The following is a 17,948-nucleotide window of genomic DNA, read 5'->3' as shown; positions in this document are numbered from 1 at the left end:
GATACAGAGTTGCATACTGTTCTGGACGGACCTGCGGCGCGCCGGGCGAACCCGGACCGCATGATCCTTGGTAGTGGCGAGGCGGCGTGAATGAGTGAGGCAGCGGCGGATGGCACGAACAAGCGGCATTCCCTGCGCGAGCAGGCCTACGCCGAGTTGAAGGATCTGGTCCTGACCGGCCGCTTGCGTCCCGGTGAGCGCCTGTCCGAGACGCGCCTTGCCGAGCGACTCGGCGTCAGCCGCACCCCGTTGCGCGAAGCGCTGATGAAGCTGGAGGAGGAAGGCCTGGTCGTCGGCCGTCGCAATCTCGGCTATGTGGTCGCCGACTTCGACATCAAGACCGCCTGCGACCTGCTGCACGTGCGCGCGGCGCTTGACGCCTGCGCGGCGGAACTGGCCTGCGCGGTCGCAACGGAAGAAGATTTGGACGCCATCCGCGCCATCATCGACGAGATGATTTCGTTCGCGGACAAGAAACGGTCCAATACGGCCAATGTCGCCCATAATCTCGATCTCGGCCTGAAGATTCACAAGGTGATCGCGGCGGCGACCCGAAACGATGCCCTCATCCGCCTGACCGAACAGGTCTACCAGCAACTGCAGATGGCCTTGTGGCTGGAAGTCCTGTTCGAGGATGCCGAGCGCAGCGGGCTGGAGCAGCACATCGCCATCGCGGATGCCATCATCGCGCGCGACCCGGAGGCCGCCAGCAAGGCGGCGCGGGCCCATGTCATGGCGCGGCTCGACAGCATGACCCGGGTGCGGGAGATCTTCCAGCAGCGCCACATCGCGCCGAACCTGATGTCCCTGCGCTGAGCGGGGATGCCGGCGAAAACGACGTCCCCATTTCCCTCGCCATGAGCCGGCCGAGGATGGCCTCCCCAGCCGATGGAGGGCGCGCCGCAGGGGCGCGCCCTCCGCCCTCAGGGGGCTTCGATCACCTTGCGATCGAACTTGTTGATGTCCTCGATCAGGACGTTGGTGGTGATGGTCTTGGCGTCCACCTGACCGGAGAGGATGCCGGCCTCGCGCAGCCAGTCCATATAGGCCTGATAGGCGGCCACGTTCACCTCGCCCCAGAGGGTCTGCCCTTCCGACAGCTTCCAGGTGCGGATCCGGTCGTTGAGGACCGCCAGATCATAAGTCACCGCTTCCTCGCCATCCAGGTTGGAGGGACGGGTCTGCGGATAGAGTTCGTACGTGATCTTGATGGCCTCGCGCGGATGGGCGATGGCATAGGCGGTGCCCATGGCATAGGCGCGGCTGAAGCCCACAAGATCTGCCCGGCGCTTCTCGATGGTCTCGTCGAGGGCCACCCAGGAATTGCTGGGGAAATTCTCGATGGCCGGGTCGTCCAGTCGCTTCAGCTTCACGCCGGCGCGCTCGATCAAAGTATAATAGGTGTCGTACTGGCTGAGGACCTTCACCTCGCCCCGCCGCACCAAGGCTGCGGTCTGCGCCGGCTCTCCAGTGACGACGAGACGAATATCGGCATCCGGATTAAGGCCGGCCGATTTGGCGATCGATTTCGCGATCGGCACGCCCACCGAGCCCATGGAGAGCACGCCGATCGATTGGCCCTTCAGATCCTTATAGCTGTCGATGCCGCTGTCGGCCTTCACCGCGAGGCCGAAAATGTTGCGCCGGTAGGCTTCGAAGAAGACCTTCGCCTTCACGCCCTGGAGCGAGAGAATGGCCAGCGGCTCAGGCGCCGCGAGGGTGATGGCCACGTCGCCGGTGGCAAGGCTGCGCATGCAGTCGATGGAGCCGGGGAAGGTGACCATCTCCATCTCGACGCCATTGTCCTTGAACCACCCCTTCTTCTGGGCGATGGCGAAGGGCGCAACGGCGACATTATAGGTCTTCGCGCACCAGCCGACCCGGATCTTCGTTTCAGCTTTTGCCGGAAGGACGGCGCAGAGCGCCAGCGCAGTGGCGCCGAGCGCGGTAGCGACACGATGGAGCATAGGTCACCTCTGGTTGGTTTTTTTGAAACTGATGATCCGGTGCGCGACGGCCGGCCGTCTCATTCCTCGACCGCCACATCCTGCGTCGGGCGTTTTTCCCAATAGATCAGCTTGTGGCGGGCATAGACGATGAGGCGGTTCAAGGTCAGGCCGAGCGCCACCAGGATGATCAGGACCGAGAAGGAGCCGGCCACGTCCATGGACGAGTTCATGCTCTGCATGAGCATGCCGAGGCCGCGCTCGGCGCCCAGGAATTCCGCCACGATGACGCCGATGATGGCGAAGGTGAGCGCGATTTCCAGCCCGGCCATGATGTACGGGAGGGCGGATGGCAGGCGCAGCATCCAGAACACCTGCATGTCGGAGCCGCCGAGCGAGCGGATCAGGTCCACGCGGTCCTGCTCCACCGCGCGCAATCCGGCGGCAGTGTTCACCATCACCGCGAAGAAGCAGATCAGCGCGCCGGCAACGATCTTCGAGGTGATGCCAAGGCCGAACCAGAGCACGATGAGCGGCGCGATGGCGATCTTCGGCATCGACTGGAGGACGATGATATAGGGATACAGGAAGAAGGCCAGGTATCGATTGGTGGCGATCCCGACGCCGATCAGGAAGCCGGCCGAGGCGCCGATGACGAAGGCGGCCAGGATCTCCAGCAGGGTGATCCCGAAATGCTCCACAAAGAGCCCGCTCATGAGGCCGCGATAGAAGGCGGAAAACATGGCGCTGGGCGCCGGCACGATGAAGGCGGGGACCTGCATGATGCGGACGGCCAGCTCCCAGGCGCCGAGCAGGCAGCCCAGCAGCAGCAGGCTCAGGGCGATGGTGGTCGGCGTGGAGCGAATGGGCGGGGCGCTGCTCATCAGTCGATCACTCCGACGGAGCCGAAATGGGAGCGGATCCGGGCCACATAGGCGCCGAAAGCCGGCGAACTCATCATCTCGAGGGGGCGAGGCCGGGGCAGGTCGATATCCAGCACCTCCGCCACCCGGCCCGGACGAGGCGTCATGACGACGACGCGATCGGCCAGGAAGACCGCTTCCGGGATGGAGTGGGTGATGAAGAGAATGCTCTTGTGGTGCCGGGCCCAGAGCTTCTGCAGCTCCACATTCATGTGCTCACGTGTCATGGCGTCGAGGGCGCCGAACGGCTCGTCCATGAGCAGGATGGCCGGCTCGTGCAGCAGCGCCCGGGCGATGGCCACGCGCTGCTGCATGCCGCCCGACAATTCGTTGGGATAGCGGTCCTGAAAGGCCTCCAGACCCACCAGGGAGAGCAGCGCCTTGGCGCGGGCCTCATGCTCCTTCCGGTTGAGCCTCTGGACGTCGGCGGGGAGCATCACATTGTGCAGGACGGTGCGCCAGGGGAACAGGAGCGGCGCCTGAAAGACGACGCCGATGTCCCGACGCGGGCCGGAGACCTGCGTGCCGCCGATCTTCACCGAGCCGGCGGTGGGCCGGAGCAACCCCGTGAGCATCTTGAGCATGGTGGACTTGCCGCACCCCGAGGGGCCGACAATGGCGACGAACTCGCCCTGCCGGACATCAAGGGATACGCCGTCGAGCGCTGTGATCACGCCCGAGCCCGTTTTGAAGCGCTTGGTCAGCCCCTCCACCGCGATGGCGGATTCGCCCTGGGCGCGGACCTCGGACGGAGAGGGGAACGCCAGTGCTAGAGGCATCAAAATACCTCCTCACGCTTATGCATGTCGTCTGGTCCCGCGTTCTGGAAGCGAATTTCTTTTGCGGCACCAATCGATTATGATTGAATGCCATTCTGTATACGCAATAGTTCACTCGAATGTATGGCGTGTCAAGCGCGTGAACTGGGCATGGACGGGCAGAAAATGGCTGCGGTTTGGGCGGTTCAGCGCCTGGAGCCGGGTGTACGGCCTGCGCACGGGGAGGTCCGGCCGCACGGGCCGCCCCAAAAATGTGCAGGACACGGTCGGGCTAGCGCTTCCCTTGGGGGATGATGATAAGCCAGACCCCTCCGCCTGCCGGTGCCCAAAACGCGAACGCTCCCGCCGATCCAGCGGGAGCGTTCATCGGTCCTGAGGAGAGGCCTGCTCCCGCGCCCTCGCCGGAGCAAGACCAGGCTGGACCTGGCTTTCAATCGAGGCGGACTTTTGCCTCCAGGATCACCTTGTCCCAACGTGCGCCTTCCGTCTCCATTTTCGCGGTCAGCGCGGCGGGAGAGGTGTCTGAAGAGAGCATGATGCCCTGCGCCGTGAAGGCGGAGCGGATGGCGGGCTCCTTCAGGGCGGCGGCGAAGGCCTCGTTCAGCTTTCCGATCACCGGCTGCGGCGTGCCCTTGGGAGCCACGACGCCGAAGAAGACGCTGACATCGAAGCCTTGGAGACCCTGCTCGGCAACCGTGGGCACGTCGGGCAGCACGTTGGATCGCTCCGCCGAGGTCACGGCGAGGGCCCGCAGCTTCCCCGCCTGGATGTGAGGCAGCGCGGTGAGCACGTCGGTGAACGTCATCTGCACATGCCCGCCCAGAAGATCGTTGAGTGCGGGCCCGGTGCCCTTATAGGGCACATGCAGGATTTCCGTTCCCGCCGTCCGGTTGAACAGCACCCCCGCCAGATGGGAGGACGCCCCGTTGCCGGACGAGGCGAATGTCACCTTGCCGGGATTTGCTTTCGCATAGGCGATGAGCTCGGCCACGGACTTCACCGGAAGGTCCGCATTCACCACCAGGACGTTGGGAAGGGAGCCGATATAGATGACCGGGGCGAAGCTGGTGAGCGGGTCGTAGGGCAGCTTGCTGTAGAGGCTCTTATTGATGGCGAGAGGCCCTGACGTGCCGAACAGGATGGTGTAGCCGTCGGGATCCGCCTTCGCGACGGCCTCGGCGCCCAGATTGCCGCCCGCCCCGGCCTTGTTGTCCACCACGACACCCACCGGGAAGCGCGATTGAAGCCCCTCCGCGAGACGGCGCGCGAGCGCATCGGTCGGTCCGCCCGGCGGGAACGGAACGACGAACTTGACCACGCGGTCGGGATAGTCGCCTGCCAAGGCGGGCAGCGTGCTGCTTGCGGCCAGAAGCCCCGCTGTGGCCGCTACGAACGCGAGAAGGGTGCGTCTGTTCATCGTCTCCTCCGTCTGCGGCATCCGCCGCTTGTGTTCTCCGGCCTTTGGTGGCCGGTTGCCTTGGGTTCAGGATTGCGGCGTCGGCACGACCCCCGAAACTTTCATGTCTTCGATCTCCGCCGCGCCATAGCCGTGGGCGGCGAGCACGGCGTCCGTATCGCCTCCGAAGGCGGGGGGCGGGCGGCGATAGCTGGCGGGCGTCTCAGCGAGCTTCACCGGCGCCCCGAGGCCGCGATAGGTGCCGTGCGCGACGATCATCTCCCGATGCGCCGCATGGGGATGGGCCAGCGCCTCGTCCACGCCGAGCACGCCGCCGCTGGGCACGCCCGCCTTGATCAGCCGCTCGGCCAGCGCCGGCCCGTCATGGGCAGCCAGCGCCGCCTCCAACACGGCGCGCAGAGCCTCGCGGTTCTCGACCCGCGCGCCGTTGGTGTGAAAGCGGGGGTCCGCCGGCACGTCGCCCACACCGATCATCTCGCAGAGCCGGGCGAACTGGCGGTCATTCCCGATCGCCAGGAAGATCGGCCGCGTGCCCGTGCGATACTGGGAATAGGGCGCGATATTGGGGTGGTCATTGCCGGTCCGCCCCGGCGGGCGGTCGGAGAGGAAGAAATTGGCCGCATGGGGGTGCAGCAGGCCCAGGGCGGAATCATACAGCGCCGCCTCCACGAACTGGCCCTTGCCCGTCACGGCACGCGCCTGCAGCGCCAGCAGAATGCCGATCACCGCATTGAGACCCGTCACCATGTCGACAACGGGGAGGCCGACGCGCAGCGGCCCGCCCTCGGCCTCGCCATTGACGCTCATCAGGCCGCTCATGGCCTGGATCACGGCGTCATAGCCGGGCAGCCCGCCGAGGGGGCCGTCGGCTCCAAAGCCGCTCACCCGGCAATGGATGAGACGGGGGAAACGCTTCGCCAGCACCTCCTCATGGCCGAGACCCCATTTTTCCAGGGTGCCGGTCTTGAAATTCTCCACCAGGATGTCGGCATCCTCCAGCAGCCGCATCAGCACCTCGCGCCCCGCCGGCAGGGAAAGGTCAAGGGCGATGCCCGCCTTGTTGCGGTTCAGGCCGAGAAAATAGGACGCCGTCCGGTCCTGGAACGGCGGTCCCCAGCCGCGCGTCTCGTCGCCGGAGGGCGGCTCGACCTTGATGACCTCCGCCCCATGGTCGCCCAGCACCTGCGTGCAATAGGGCCCGCCCAGGACACGGCTGAGATCGATCACCTTGAGCCCGGACAAGGCCCCGGGCGCGGGGGACGCCGCCGCGCTCATGCCAGCACCTTGAAAGCCGCCTCAAGGGAGACGGGCTCGTCGTGGAGCAGCCTGCCCACGGCCTCGCCATCCTCCTCCGCGCCGGCGAGAGGGTCGCGCGGCAGCAGCTTGTGGCGCAGCACGAGGCCGGCCAAAGCGAGGCGATCCCAGCGCCCGCCCATGCGGGACGCCTCCCAGGCCATCAGCACCGCCGACACGGCGTGATAAAGCCCGCTCGCGGCGGTTCGCACATCCCCTTCCAGGGCGCGGGCGCCCGCCACCGTTTCCATGCGGGCGGCGGCGCGATCGAGGACGTCGCGCAGCGGGCCATCCCACGCCTGAGGCAGGGCGGCTTCGTCCAGCAGGCGATGAAGATAGGTGCGCAGCACCGGCAGGACGCCCTCCCGCCGCACGGCCCGTGCCACGTCGAGGGCGACGATGTTGCTGGTGCCTTCCCAGATGGAGCCGAGATGAGCGTCGCGCAGCACCCGCGCGTCGGACCATTCCTCGATATAGCCGCAGCCGCCACGCACCTCCATGCCGTCCCCGGCCACCTTGCGCGCGTCCCGGCAGGTGCGGAACTTGATGAGCGGCGTGAGCACGCGCATCAGCTTCTGGGCCTCCACATCCCCCGCGTCCGCCCGCAGCAGCACGTCCGAGGTGTGGAAGACCATGGAACGCCCTTGCTCCGCCGCCACCAGCATCTTCGCCAATTGGCGGCGCATGAGGGGCAAGTCGCAGAGGCGGGCGCCGAAGGCGGTGCGGTGGCGGGCGATGAACAGCGCCTCGTTCACCGCCCGGCGCATCAGGCCGGCGGCGCGCATGCCGTTGGACAGGCGGGACATGTTGATCATGTCCGTCATCTGCTTGAAGCCCGAGGCGGGCTCCCCCACCAGATGGGCGACAGCGCCCTCCAACAGGATTTCACCGCTGGGCATGGAGCGCGTCCCAAGCTTTTCCTTCAGCCGCAGGATGCGATAGGCGTTGCGACGCCCATCCGGCAGGTGACGCGGCAGAAGGAAAAGGGACAGCCCCTTGGTGCCGGCCGCGCCGCCCTCGGGCCGGGCGAGCACCATGGCAAGGGCGGCGTCGGGATTGGAGCAGAACCACTTGTCGCCATAAAGGCGCCACTGGCCATCCTCGAAGCGCGCGGTGGTGGTGATGGCGCCGACGTCGGAGCCGGCATCCTGCTCCGTGATGAACATGGCGCCCTGGAACAGGGTGTCGAAATCCTGGCTGGTCAGCTCATCGAAATAGCGTGCGACAAGGGCTTCGTCGCCGAAGCGGGTGAGCGTGCGGGTGAGCGCGTCGGTCATGCTCAAGGGGCAGCAGAGGCCGAACTCGGCCTGCACGAACAGGTAGGACAGGCCGTATTTCACCAGTGGCGGCAGCTTGTCCGCCTCGCCGAACACGCCGCCCCGATGCGACATGGCCGCAAGGCCGAAGTCGGAATAGACCGTCCGCTCCAGCGCCACATAGCTTGGGTGCTTCTCGATCCGCTCGTGATCGGCACCATTGCGGGCGCGCAGGTGCAGCTTGGGCGGATTCTTGTCGGCATCGAGCGCGAACGTCTCCAGCTGACCGCCGGCCAGCTGGCCCATGCGGATGAATTGGCTCTCGAGCCGATCCAGCAGCGCGCCGTCGAGATAAAGGCGCAGCAGCCGTGCGAAAGCGGGGTCGTCCAGATACAGGTTGCGGCCGTACCCGTCCGGAATGTTCCGGTGCACCCTGGCTTGGACCTGCACGTTCGTCCTCCCTGAGCATCGCATCTTGAATGGGCGGCAGGTTAGGCGGGCGGCGATAGCCTGGAAAATACCATTTTCAGATCATTCCATACGGTCTAACGAATGAATGTGGCGGGATGCGCCAGCCCGCGCTTGGGAGGGGCACCATGAATTTCACATTCCGCCAGTTGCGTTATTTCCTGGTCCTGGCGGAGGAACTGCATTTTGGGCGCGCCGCGCGGCGCCTGAACATCTCCCAGCCCCCCTTGAGCGCGAGCCTGCGGCAGCTGGAAGACGAGCTGGGGGTTCAGCTCCTGGACCGCACCAGCCGGAGCGTGCGCCTGACCCCGGCGGGAAAGCTGTTCGCGGCCCGCGTCTCGGCGGGGCTCGGACAGCTCGACGAGGCGTGGGAAGTCACGCGCGAGGCCGCCACCGGCACCATGGGGACACTGCGCATCGGCTTCGTGCCCTCCATGATCTTCCGGGGCCTGCCGCAGATGCTGCGGGCCTTCACCGAGCGACATCCCCACATCGCGCTGGAGCTTCAGGAGCTGAACAGCGCCCGCCAGATCGCCCGCCTCGCCGGGGCCGACCGGGACGGACGGGCCCTGGACGTGGGCTTCATCCATGCCTGCCCCCTGCCCACCGGCATGGCCGAGAAGGTCATTCTCGACGAGCGCTTCGTGTGCTGCGTCTCGCACACCCATCGCCTCGCCCGCCGCCGACGCATCGGCTTGCGGGAATTGAAGGAAGAGACCGTGCTGGTCTTCTCCCGCGCCTATGCCGCCCATTATCACGACCGCATCGTGGGCCTGTTGCGCGCTGCGGAGGTCGAGCCTGAACTTTCCCATGAGGTCAGCCACTGGCTCACGGTGCTCAGTCTCGTCAGCCAGGGGATTGGGGTGTCCCTGGTGCCCAATTGCCTGGTCCGTTCCGGCTTCACGGACGTTGCCTTTCTCGACGTGATGGAAAAGGACGCGCGTCACGATACGTGCTGCATCTGGGATGAGCGCACAGACAGCCCCACCCGCTCCGCCTTTCTGGAACAGGTGGGCACCTTCTATGGCGCGCAAGGCAATGGCCGCCGTTGATCGGTCGCCGACCGTCACCGTGCGCCGCGCCGGTCCGGGCCTTGCCAGCGCAAGAGTGCGCGGCCTGAATGGAAACGGGGATTGTCCTGAAAGGACTTCAGTTTGCCTCCAGCATCGGGTCCCTATAATGGGCGGCCGGGTTGCGCGCGCCGTGCGGCCGAGCGGACGTCGTCGGGCCGCAGGTGATCCGCCGCCGCTAGGGGCCTTGAGAGGTGACATGGATCCGCTGTCCGCCATCGCCGCCTTCTCCCTCGCGGCCGCCCTCCTGACGGTGACGCCGGGGCTGGACACGGCCCTCGTGCTGCGCACCGCCACCGTGGAGGGCGCCCGTCCGGCGCTTCAGGCGGGCGCCGGGGTGGTGACGGGCGTCCTCGCCTGGGGGCTTCTGGCCTCGCTCGGCCTGGGAGCCGTACTGACCCTGTCGGAGATCGGATATCGCCTGCTCCAATATGCCGGTGCCGCCTATATGGTCTGGCTCGGGGCACGGCTGCTGGTCGGCGCCTGCCGTGGGAGACCTGGCCTCGGCCTCCCCTCCCCCGCCGCTCCCGCGACCGTCGGCGCGGCCCCGCACGGCAGCGCGCAGGGCGGCAAGGGAAGAGGCAAGGGAAGAGGCGAGGGAAGAGGCGAGGGGCGCGCCTGGTTCTGGCGCGGGCTCATGACCAATCTGCTGAACCCCAAGGTCGGGGTGTTCTATGTCAGCTTCCTGCCCCAGTTCATTCCGGCGGACGTTCCCATTGTCGCGTTCAGCGTGATGCTGGCGGGCATTCACGCCCTGATGGGCCTCGTCTGGTTCTCGGGGCTCACACTGGCCACGCGCCCCTTCACCCGGCTCTTCCGGAGCCCCTTTTTCACGCGCGGCATTGATGGCGTGACCGGGACGGTGCTCATCGCCTTCGGCGTCCGGTTGGCGTTCCAGGAGCGGGGCTGAAGGCCAGAAATAGCGACCGCCGGCCGAAATGAGGCTGCCGCCATACCTTGGTTCAGGTGCGCGAGCCCCATGTAGAATGTCCCCCGCCGACGCCCCGTGAAAATCTCCCCTTATGCAAGTTTTGCCCCGTGCATCGCGCCGCCGGAAACGGGGACGAGCAGGGAAGAGGGGATGCCATGCTCGCCTATGGATATGTGGCCCTTGGGGGCGCGATGGGTTCGATCCTACGCTTCGGACTGAACCGCTGGTTCACCCTGCTCTTGGGCGATGCGCTCCCCTGGGGGACCATCCTCATCAATATCGGCGGCTCCTTCGCCATCGGCCTGTTCGCCGCTCTGTTCGAGGGTCGCGCGGGGGCGGAGGTGCCGTTTGAAATCCGCCAGTTCATCCTGGTGGGGGTGTGCGGCGGATTCACCACCTTTTCGTCCTTCAGCCTTCAGACCCTCTCTTTGATGCAGGCGGGGGAGCCCGGCCGTGCCGTGCTGAACGTCGTGCTCTCCCTGGCGCTGTGCATCCTGGGCGTCACCCTCGGCCACATGCTGCCCACCGCCTTTGCCACCCTCTCCCGGAGCATGGGGGCGTGAGGGCTTGAGCCCTGCACGCGCCATCCTCCCAGGAAGCCCTACGACAGGAGCAGACCATGAAGATCGACCTGACCGGCAAGCGCGCCCTCGTCACCGGCTCGACCGGCGGCATCGGCTTTGCCATCGCAAGGGGCCTCCAGGAGGCGGGCGCGGACGTGGTCATCAATGGCCGCACGGCCGCCAATGTGGAGGAGGCCCTGGCCCGGATGCCCGGTGGGGTGCGCGGCCGGGCGGTTGATCTGGCCACCGCCGAGGGCGCCCGGGAACTGGTGGCCGACGAGCCCGCATTCGACATCGTCGTGAACAATCTCGGCATCTTCCAGCCGCAGGATTTCTTCGAGACGGACGATGCCATCTGGGAGCGGCACTGGCAGGTGAATGTGATGACCGGCGTGCGGCTCGCCCGCGCCTACCTGCCGGGCATGGCGGCGCGGGGCTGGGGACGCATGCTGTTCCTGGGTTCGGAATCCGCCTTCAACATTCCGCCCGACATGATCCATTACGGCGTCAGCAAGACGGCCGACGTGGCGCTGGCCCGCGGCCTTGCCAAGCGCATGGCCGGCACCGGGGTGACCGTGAACTCCATCCTGCCCGGCCCCACCCTTTCGGAGGGGGTTGCCCAGATGCTCAAGGCCGAGACGGCGGGGGGCAAGTCGCTGGAGCAGGCCGGCGCGGACTTCGTGAAGGCGCAGCGGCCTTCCTCCCTGATCCGGCGCCTGTCCACGGTGGAGGAGGTGGCAAGCATGGCGGTCTACCTCGCTTCGCCCCTCGCCTCGGCCACCACCGGCGCCGCGCTGCGGGTGGATGGCGGCGTCATCGACTTCATCAATTAGCGCCGGATCGCGCTCAAGGACCTGGGAGAGCAAAGTCATGAGCCCTCGCATTCTCATTGTCGGCGGGTCCATGGGAGGCTTGTTCGCCGCCTTTCTGCTCGGCCGCGCCGGCTTCGACGTGACCGTCACCGAACGGTCCGAGCATGGCCTGGAGGGGCGCGGCGCGGGCCTGGTGGCGCAGCGCGAGGTGTTCGCCATGCTGCGGGAGGCGGGCATCGAGCACCTCGCCCAGGTGGGCGTGACCGCCGTCGAGCGGATCTTCCTCGATCGCGCGGGTGAGATCGTCCACCGGCAGCGCACGCCCCAGACGCAGCTGTCCTGGGACGTGCTGTTCCGCACCTTCCGTGACCTCGTTCCGGATGCACGCTACCGCATCAAAGCGCAGGCAGTGGCGGTCGAGCCAGACGCCGCAGGCGCCCGGGTGCGCTTTGCCGACGGCCATGAGGAACGGGCGGACCTGGTGATCGGGGCAGACGGGATCGGCTCCCTCGTCCGGGCGGCCGTATCTGGGCCGGAGGCGCATCCGCGCTATGTGGGCTATGCCACCTGGCGTGGCCTGGTGCCGGAGACACACGTGCCGGCCGAGGCGGCGCGCCAGCTGTTCGAGCGCTTCGCCTTTTACGAGAGCCCCGGTTCGCACATCCTCGGCTATCTCGTTCCTGGTGCCGACGGGTCCATCGCGGCGGGCCGGCGGCGCTACAATTGGGTCTGGTACCGGCGCTACACGCCACAGGAGTTGCGCCATGTCCTCGTGGATGTGGACGGCCTCGCCCGACCGTTCTCGCTGGCACCCGGCCGTGTCCCGCCCGACAGGATCCGCGCGCTCCACACCGATGCGGCCGAAGAGCTGCCCCCCTCCTTCGCGGCGGCGGTGGCGGCCGAACCTCGCCCCTTTCTTCACGCCATCTTCGACTACGCCCCCTCCCACATGGTGAAAGGCCGCGTGGCGCTCATGGGCGATGCCGCCTTCGTGGCGCGGCCGCACACGGCCATGGGGGTCGCCAAGGCGGCGGGCGATGCCTTCGCGTTGCGCGATGCACTGCGGGAGCACGCGGACATTGGCGCCGAGCTCGCCGCCTACGAGGCCGCACGGGTGCCGGTTGGGCAGGCCATCGTCGCTTATGGCCAGAGGCTGGGACAGGGGCTGCAACTGGCGTCCGCCTGATCCCGGCCTGCGCCTTCAAGGGACTGCGTGCCGGTGTGCGCCGGCGCGCCTCATCCCTCGCGGGGAAGCCGCACCACGAAAGTGCTTCCCCGCCCCTCTGCGGAGCGGCATTCCAGCGCGCCGCCATGCAGCTCCATGATGGAGCGGCAAATGGCAAGGCCCACCCCCATGCCCGTGCTCTTGGTGGTGAAGAAGGGCTGGAAAATGCGGGCCATGACCTCCGGCGACATGCCGGCACCGGTATCCTCGATTTCCACCTGAACGGCCTCGTCCAGGCTGGAGGTGGTGATGTGCAGGCGCCGCGCCCCGTCGTTTTTCCCCGACATGGCCTGGATGGCATTGGTCATGATGTTGAAGAGCACCTGCTGCAGCTGAACCGTGTTCGCCAGCACCGCGCTTCGGGCATCGCTGAACGTGGTCTCCAATTCGATCCGGTTGGACTGCATGTCGGGGCCGATAATCTTCAAGACGTCTTCCACCACGTCCTCGACCGCCACCTTGCGGAGCGCGGAAGGCTCCTGCTTCACCAAGGCCCGCAGGGCGGTGATGATGTCCGCGGCGCGGCGCCCGGACTGGCGGATGCTCTGGAGGCTCTTGGACACCTCGGCAAAGTCCGGCTGTGGCCGGTTGAGCCAGCGCAGCCCGGCATCCGCATGGGCGACGAGGCTGGCGAGCGGCTGGTTGATCTCGTGGGCGATGGAGGAGGCAAAGCTGCCCATGGCGGTCATCTGGTTGGCGCGCGCCAGGTCGCTGCGGGCCTCCCGCAACTCGAACTCCGCCTGGGCGCGGCGGAGGTTTTCCGCCATCAGGTCGCCATAGAGCCGGGCCGCATCGAGCGATATGGCCGCCTGGGGCGCGATGACCTCCAGCATGGCCATGCGCTGCGGCGTGAAGACATCGGCGCTCAGCGCATTCTCCAGATAGAGCATGCCGATCAGATCGCCCCGCTTGACCAGCGGGATGCAGGCCAGGGAACGGATGGCACGCCCGCCCAGGGACAGGCCGCGCGGGATGGCCTCCAGCGCGGCATCGGCAAGCGTGACAGGCCGCGCGGTGCGCAGCACCGTCTTCAGCACGGAAGCGGGCATCAGGTCTTCCGGCGTCGCGGCGGGTTGCAGCGCGATCGCGATCTCCTGGCCCTGGACACGGGCGACCGCTTCCACGACCGGCGCCCCGTTCCGCAGCAGCAGCAGCAATCCGAATTGCGCCCCGGCATGGATAATCATGCTCTTCATCAGGGTGCGGACGACCTGTTCGAGGCCCACCTCTTCGGCCAGGGTCTGGGAGGCCGCCGCCATGACGGTCAGATCCAGCTCATGCTGCATGCGCCGGGGGCTCGCCGCTGCGGCGTCGGGACCGGCGGAAGCGGGGAGCAAGCGCGCAAGCTGCGCGGCCTTGCCGTTCGCGCCCCACTCCCGATAGCTCTGGATGGCGCTCTGCAGGCAGCCTTGTGCGGGTGCCGTCAGGTTGATGTCCCGGTAGAACCGCGCCGCAAGCTCCTGGGCGAGCGCCTGGTCATGGACGAAGCGCGCGGCCGCTGCCGCCTCCGCCGCGCGCTCATAGAGCACCATGGCTTCGGCGCGCTTTCCGGAGAGGCGCGCGGCTTCCGCCTCCAGAAGCAGATGCTTGGCGGAAAACGTCTCGGCGTTGAGCCCCGCCCAGGCCCGGAAGCGCTCCCGCGCCACCGCCATCCCCCCGAGGCGCTCGTCGGCGGAGCGCGCCCCATCCTCGACCTGCGCGCGGGCCAGGGCGAGGAAGAAGCACGTCATGGCAGTGTCAATATGGGCGGGCGCCGCCCAGGCCATGGCATCCGCCTCTTCCAGGTGGCGCAGCGCGCCCGGAAGGTCGCCGAGAGCGAAAGCCTGGAGGCCGGCATAATGGCGGACCCAGTAGCGGGTGGCGACCGAGGATGCCCGCAGCACCGCCTCGGACGCCCCATCCTGCGGCTCGCCGGAGCCGAGCGCCTCCACGAGCCCCAGTTGCGCGGCCAGGATCAGCTCGATGTCGCCATAGCCGATATCGCGGGTCATCGCGATGCTGTCCACCAGTTCGGAGCGGACGCGATCGAGCCGTGCGCCGATGACCAGCAAGTCGGAGGCAATATGGTTGCGGGCATAGCAGGCCATGCCGAGGTCGCCGGCCGCCTGCGCCACCCGGGCGCCTTCGCGCGCATGGCTGAGCGCCGTGCGCATGGGAGAGGTCCAGGGGCTCACCTGGTCCAGCGCGATCAGGGCCGCGGTGCGCTGGGCCTCATAGCCGTCGCGCTTGGCCAGTGTGGTGGCCGCCGTCGCATAGGCCGCACCTTGCTCATAGGCCCCGAAATAATGGGCGGCGAGCACACCGAACCAAGCCAGGCCATAGGCCGATTCCGGGGCCGCACCATGGGCGAGGGTCAGCTCCACGATCTTGATGACATGCAAGAAACGCAGTTCGCCCTCGACGAAGAAGGACGAGATGAGGGTGGAAAGCAGCGACAGGGCGGCCCGCGCGCGCCGGTCGGTGATGTCCGGCAGCTTGACGAGATCCTCGACCGCTACCCGTTCGAGCTTTTGCAGACAGATCCGATAGGCCGCCTCCAGTTCGTCGGGACCGGCTGAGGTCTCCAGCTCCACGTCCAGCGCGCGCAGGCCCTGGAGCGCACTGTCGATGGCGTGGGCATAGGCTCCCTTGACGGTCAAGGCGGTGGCCTTGAGGCGGCACAGCTCCGCGACGCTGATGGAATCGTCCCGCAATCCCCAAAGGCCGTCGAGCGCCGCCAGCGCCTCGTCCACGCGACCAAGGGCCAGCAGGCAGTCGCATTCCAGCCATTCGGCGTCGAAGGCGAGCGCGGCGACATCCTCGTTCTTGTCCTCCGGCAGGATGCGGCGGATCAGGTCCACGAAATGCAGGGCGCGATGGGCCTCCCCCGCCGACCGGCAGGCGCGCGCCGCCAGAAGCAGGATCCGGGCAAAGTGCGGACGCTCATGCCCAGCCAAATCCTCAAGGGTGCAATGATCCACCTGGGAGGCAATGTCGAAGGCGACATCGGTCTCGATCGCCGGGTGGAGCGCCGAAAGCGCGCGGGCATTGCCCAAATGCTTTCGGGCCTTCTGGGCCGGCGACATGCTCGCGGAGGCCGCTTCCAGAACCCGGTCATGGGCGACGACGAAGTCGGTGCCGGAGCGGTGCAGAAGACCGGCCGCCACCAGCGCGTTGGCCGCGCGCACGGTCTCTTCCAGGCTGGCACCGGACAATCGCGCCGCAAAGGCCGCCGAGCAGCGCCCGCCAAGCGTGGCGCAGCGTTGCAGCAAGCTGCGCTGGAGCGGCGGTAAGGTGTTCAAGCGCTCCAGCATCAGATCCGCAATCTCGTGCTGCTGCCGGCGGCGCCGCGCGTTCCAGGTCCAGTCCTGCCGGTCGGCATCGAACTGGAGAACCTCCTCCTCCAGCAAGGTCTGGAGGAGCTGCCCGATGAAGAAGGGATTGCCGCGGGCCTCCCGGTGGACCCGCGCGGCAATGGCTTGGACCGCCTCCGGCGCGCTTTTCAGGATGAAGGCCACCAAGGCCAGGGTGTCGCCCTCCCCGAACGGTTCCAGGTTCAGTTCCTGCGCGAAGGCGGGCGCGCGTCTGGCCACCTCCAGGAGCTCGCGCACCGCCTTCCGGTTCAGCGCCTCCGGGCGATAGCTGCCGATGAGGAAGACATGGGCCGGCGCCTCGCTGCACATTTGCCGGACCACATTCAGGCTGGCGTGGTCGAACCATTGCAGGTCGTCCAGGAACAGGACCAGGGGCGTGTCTGCGCTCGCGAGGGCCGCGAAGGTCTGCGCCAGGATGCGGGCGGCCCGGACCTGCGCCAGATGGGCGGGCACATCGGCAACCGGGTGGGATTCGGGCGGCAGGATGGTCAGGTCGGGGACGAGATCGGCGAGCACGCGCCCGCAGCCCACCACGCCCCCCAGCCGCAGGCGCGCGGCCGCAAGGCCCGCCTCGTCGCCGCCCAGCACATGCGCCAGCGCGGTGCGCAGCGCCTGGGCGATGGGCGCGAAGGGCGTGCCTTCGCGCAGCTGGACGCCCTTGCCGGAGGCGCACAGGGCACCCCCCTCCCGAATGTCCGCGATCAGCGCCTCCACCAGGGTGGATTTTCCCGCGCCCGGCTCTCCCGTTACCAGCACGATCCGCCGCTGGGAGGCGGAGCGGAATGCGGCGTAGAGCGCGCCAAGCCGCGCCAGCTCCGGGGCACGGCCGAACAATTGGCTGGCGCCGCGGGGTGGCTCGGCAAATTCGCCGCGCGCCAGCACGAAGTCCTCGTCTTGCCCGGTGGTGGCAAGCGTGGTGGCCAGCCGCCAGAAATCGGCGTGAAGCGCACGGGCGGTCTGGTAGCGCTGCTTGGGATCCTTGCTGATGAGCTTCAGCAGGATGGCATCGAGGCTGGCGGGAATCTCCGGCCGGGCCAGGCGAAGGGAGGGCGCCTGCATGGCCACATGGGCGTGCAGCCAGCCCGACAGGGAGGATGCCGTGAGCGGCAGATGGCCCGACAGGCGCTCATAGAGCAGCACGCCCAGGGCATAGAGGTCGGTGCGGGCATCCACCGGCGCGGGATCGGTGCGGATCAGCTCCGGGGCCGCATAGGCCACGTCCGGCCCGTCGATGCGATGCTCCTGGGCGGCGCTCGCCTGCGCCCCCGCGCTCCACGTGAACCCGGTGAAGCGCACGTGTCCATCCGGCTCCACCAGAAGCCGGGTGGGCGACAGGCCCCCATGAATGATCCCGGCCTGATGCACCCCCATCAAGGCTGCGCTCGCGGCCAGGGCGAGCGCCATGAAGGTCCCGATCTCCCCGCCTTCAGGGGGAAGATCGGCGAGGGCCGTCGCCGTGCGCGGCGGATAGACGAGGGCGAGCCGTTCCTGCTCGCCCACGAAAGCCGGCACTTCCGCAAGCTCGTGGCCCAGCGTCAAGGCAAGGTTGGCATCGGCGAGGAGCCCGAAGGCCTGGGGCGTGTTCCACTCCGCCAGCAGGATGCGCCAGGGCGCGCCCGCCTCATCCACCACCTGCAACTCCTCGATGCCCCCGTGGGTGCTGCGGGAGGTGATGATCAGGCTGGCCCACCAGCGGGCATCCTGGCGCGGGAGGCGGGTGGCGATCTCATGGGTCATGAAATAGGAGGCATGCGGCGCAAGGGCGGCGCTCTCGAAGGAGACGCCGGGAGCATGACTGCTGGAGTTCATGGTCGCCTCTCACTGCGCTTGCTCCGCCGCATGTCCCGAATGCACGCGGAGGTGTGCCGATGATCTGGTGAGAGTGTCGCTCATGTACCATGGCTTGGTCTTT

13 protein-coding genes are annotated in these 17,948 nt (G+C 67.7%); 6 read left to right on the top strand and 7 right to left on the bottom strand.

What is annotated here, in order from left to right; genetic code table 11:
* Positions 1-90 precede the first annotated feature (90 nt).
* A complete protein-coding gene (locus tag PV781_RS10665; RefSeq protein ID WP_274775599.1) occupies positions 91-816 on the top strand; it encodes a GntR family transcriptional regulator in 726 nt (241 codons plus the stop codon).
* Positions 817-923: 107 nt separating this feature from the next.
* Here PV781_RS10665 and PV781_RS10660 read toward each other — a convergent pair whose 3' ends face one another.
* The 6 genes from PV781_RS10660 to PV781_RS10635 form a co-directional block, all read right to left on the bottom strand.
* Positions 924-1,967 carry an ABC transporter substrate-binding protein gene (locus PV781_RS10660; protein ID WP_274775598.1) on the bottom strand — a complete coding sequence of 348 codons (1,044 nt, stop codon included), beginning with the start codon at positions 1,965-1,967 and terminating at the stop codon, positions 924-926.
* A gap of 59 nt (positions 1,968-2,026) precedes the next feature.
* Positions 2,027-2,830, bottom strand: coding sequence for an ABC transporter permease (locus PV781_RS10655; protein WP_274775597.1), 804 nt, complete (start codon positions 2,828-2,830; stop codon positions 2,027-2,029).
* Entirely contained in the window at positions 2,830-3,648 is an 819-nt protein-coding gene (locus PV781_RS10650; RefSeq protein ID WP_274775596.1) for an ABC transporter ATP-binding protein, read from the bottom strand. Before PV781_RS10650 ends, PV781_RS10655 begins: the two co-directional genes overlap by 1 nt.
* Positions 3,649-4,078: 430 nt before the next feature.
* Positions 4,079-5,065: a Bug family tripartite tricarboxylate transporter substrate binding protein gene (locus PV781_RS10645; RefSeq protein WP_274775595.1), complete on the bottom strand. Its 987-nt coding sequence runs from the start codon at positions 5,063-5,065 to the stop codon at positions 4,079-4,081.
* Between the two features lie 66 nt (positions 5,066-5,131).
* The gene (locus PV781_RS10640) at positions 5,132-6,340 is read right to left on the bottom strand and encodes a CaiB/BaiF CoA transferase family protein (RefSeq protein WP_274775594.1); all 1,209 of its coding nucleotides are present in this window, start codon (positions 6,338-6,340) and stop codon (positions 5,132-5,134) included.
* The gene (locus tag PV781_RS10635) at positions 6,337-8,064 is read right to left on the bottom strand and encodes an acyl-CoA dehydrogenase family protein (protein ID WP_274775593.1); all 1,728 of its coding nucleotides are present in this window, start codon (positions 8,062-8,064) and stop codon (positions 6,337-6,339) included. The genes PV781_RS10640 and PV781_RS10635 overlap by 4 nt, the downstream gene beginning before the upstream one ends.
* A 146-nt stretch (positions 8,065-8,210) precedes the next feature.
* Between PV781_RS10635 and PV781_RS10630 the strand changes: the two genes are divergently transcribed.
* From PV781_RS10630 to PV781_RS10610, 5 genes are all read left to right on the top strand, one after another.
* The gene (locus tag PV781_RS10630; RefSeq protein WP_274775592.1) at positions 8,211-9,134 is read left to right on the top strand and encodes a LysR family transcriptional regulator; all 924 of its coding nucleotides are present in this window, start codon (positions 8,211-8,213) and stop codon (positions 9,132-9,134) included.
* A gap of 217 nt (positions 9,135-9,351) precedes the next feature.
* Positions 9,352-10,062, top strand: coding sequence for a LysE family translocator (locus PV781_RS10625; protein ID WP_274775591.1), 711 nt, complete (start codon positions 9,352-9,354; stop codon positions 10,060-10,062).
* A gap of 176 nt (positions 10,063-10,238) precedes the next feature.
* Positions 10,239-10,646, top strand: a complete 408-nt coding sequence (gene crcB, locus PV781_RS10620; RefSeq protein ID WP_274775590.1) for a fluoride efflux transporter CrcB — start codon at positions 10,239-10,241, stop codon at positions 10,644-10,646.
* A 56-nt stretch (positions 10,647-10,702) separates the two neighbouring features.
* Positions 10,703-11,479, top strand: coding sequence for an SDR family NAD(P)-dependent oxidoreductase (locus PV781_RS10615; protein WP_274775589.1), 777 nt, complete (start codon positions 10,703-10,705; stop codon positions 11,477-11,479).
* A gap of 37 nt (positions 11,480-11,516) precedes the next feature.
* Positions 11,517-12,644 (top strand): FAD binding domain-containing protein, encoded by a 1,128-nt coding sequence (locus tag PV781_RS10610; RefSeq protein WP_274775588.1) that lies wholly within the window; start codon positions 11,517-11,519, stop codon positions 12,642-12,644.
* Positions 12,645-12,694: 50 nt separating this feature from the next.
* On the opposite strand, the gene PV781_RS10605 is transcribed toward PV781_RS10610, so the two are convergent.
* Entirely contained in the window at positions 12,695-17,845 is a 5,151-nt protein-coding gene (locus PV781_RS10605; protein ID WP_274775587.1) for a trifunctional serine/threonine-protein kinase/ATP-binding protein/sensor histidine kinase, read from the bottom strand.
* Positions 17,846-17,948: the final 103 nt, after the last annotated feature.

The organism is Aquabacter sediminis (genome assembly GCF_028863665.1).
Taxonomy (GTDB): domain Bacteria; phylum Pseudomonadota; class Alphaproteobacteria; order Rhizobiales; family Xanthobacteraceae; genus L1I39.
This window is presented reverse-complemented; position numbering and strand designations above follow the sequence as displayed.

What these genes read in the sequence shown, in the direction of transcription:
- PV781_RS10615 (WP_274775589.1), top strand. Translation starts at nt 10,703, where the DNA reads ATGAAGATCGACCTGACCGGCAAGCGCGCCCTCGTCACCGGCTCGACC.
- PV781_RS10605 (WP_274775587.1), bottom strand. Translation starts at nt 17,845, where the DNA reads ATGAACTCCAGCAGTCATGCTCCCGGCGTCTCCTTCGAGAGCGCCGCC.
- PV781_RS10665 (WP_274775599.1), top strand. Translation starts at nt 91, where the DNA reads ATGAGTGAGGCAGCGGCGGATGGCACGAACAAGCGGCATTCCCTGCGC.
- PV781_RS10610 (WP_274775588.1), top strand. Translation starts at nt 11,517, where the DNA reads ATGAGCCCTCGCATTCTCATTGTCGGCGGGTCCATGGGAGGCTTGTTC.
- PV781_RS10630 (WP_274775592.1), top strand. Translation starts at nt 8,211, where the DNA reads ATGAATTTCACATTCCGCCAGTTGCGTTATTTCCTGGTCCTGGCGGAG.
- PV781_RS10645 (WP_274775595.1), bottom strand. Translation starts at nt 5,065, where the DNA reads ATGAACAGACGCACCCTTCTCGCGTTCGTAGCGGCCACAGCGGGGCTT.
- PV781_RS10625 (WP_274775591.1), top strand. Translation starts at nt 9,352, where the DNA reads ATGGATCCGCTGTCCGCCATCGCCGCCTTCTCCCTCGCGGCCGCCCTC.
- crcB (WP_274775590.1), top strand. Translation starts at nt 10,239, where the DNA reads ATGCTCGCCTATGGATATGTGGCCCTTGGGGGCGCGATGGGTTCGATC.
- PV781_RS10640 (WP_274775594.1), bottom strand. Translation starts at nt 6,340, where the DNA reads ATGAGCGCGGCGGCGTCCCCCGCGCCCGGGGCCTTGTCCGGGCTCAAG.
- PV781_RS10660 (WP_274775598.1), bottom strand. Translation starts at nt 1,967, where the DNA reads ATGCTCCATCGTGTCGCTACCGCGCTCGGCGCCACTGCGCTGGCGCTC.
- PV781_RS10655 (WP_274775597.1), bottom strand. Translation starts at nt 2,830, where the DNA reads ATGAGCAGCGCCCCGCCCATTCGCTCCACGCCGACCACCATCGCCCTG.
- PV781_RS10650 (WP_274775596.1), bottom strand. Translation starts at nt 3,648, where the DNA reads ATGCCTCTAGCACTGGCGTTCCCCTCTCCGTCCGAGGTCCGCGCCCAG.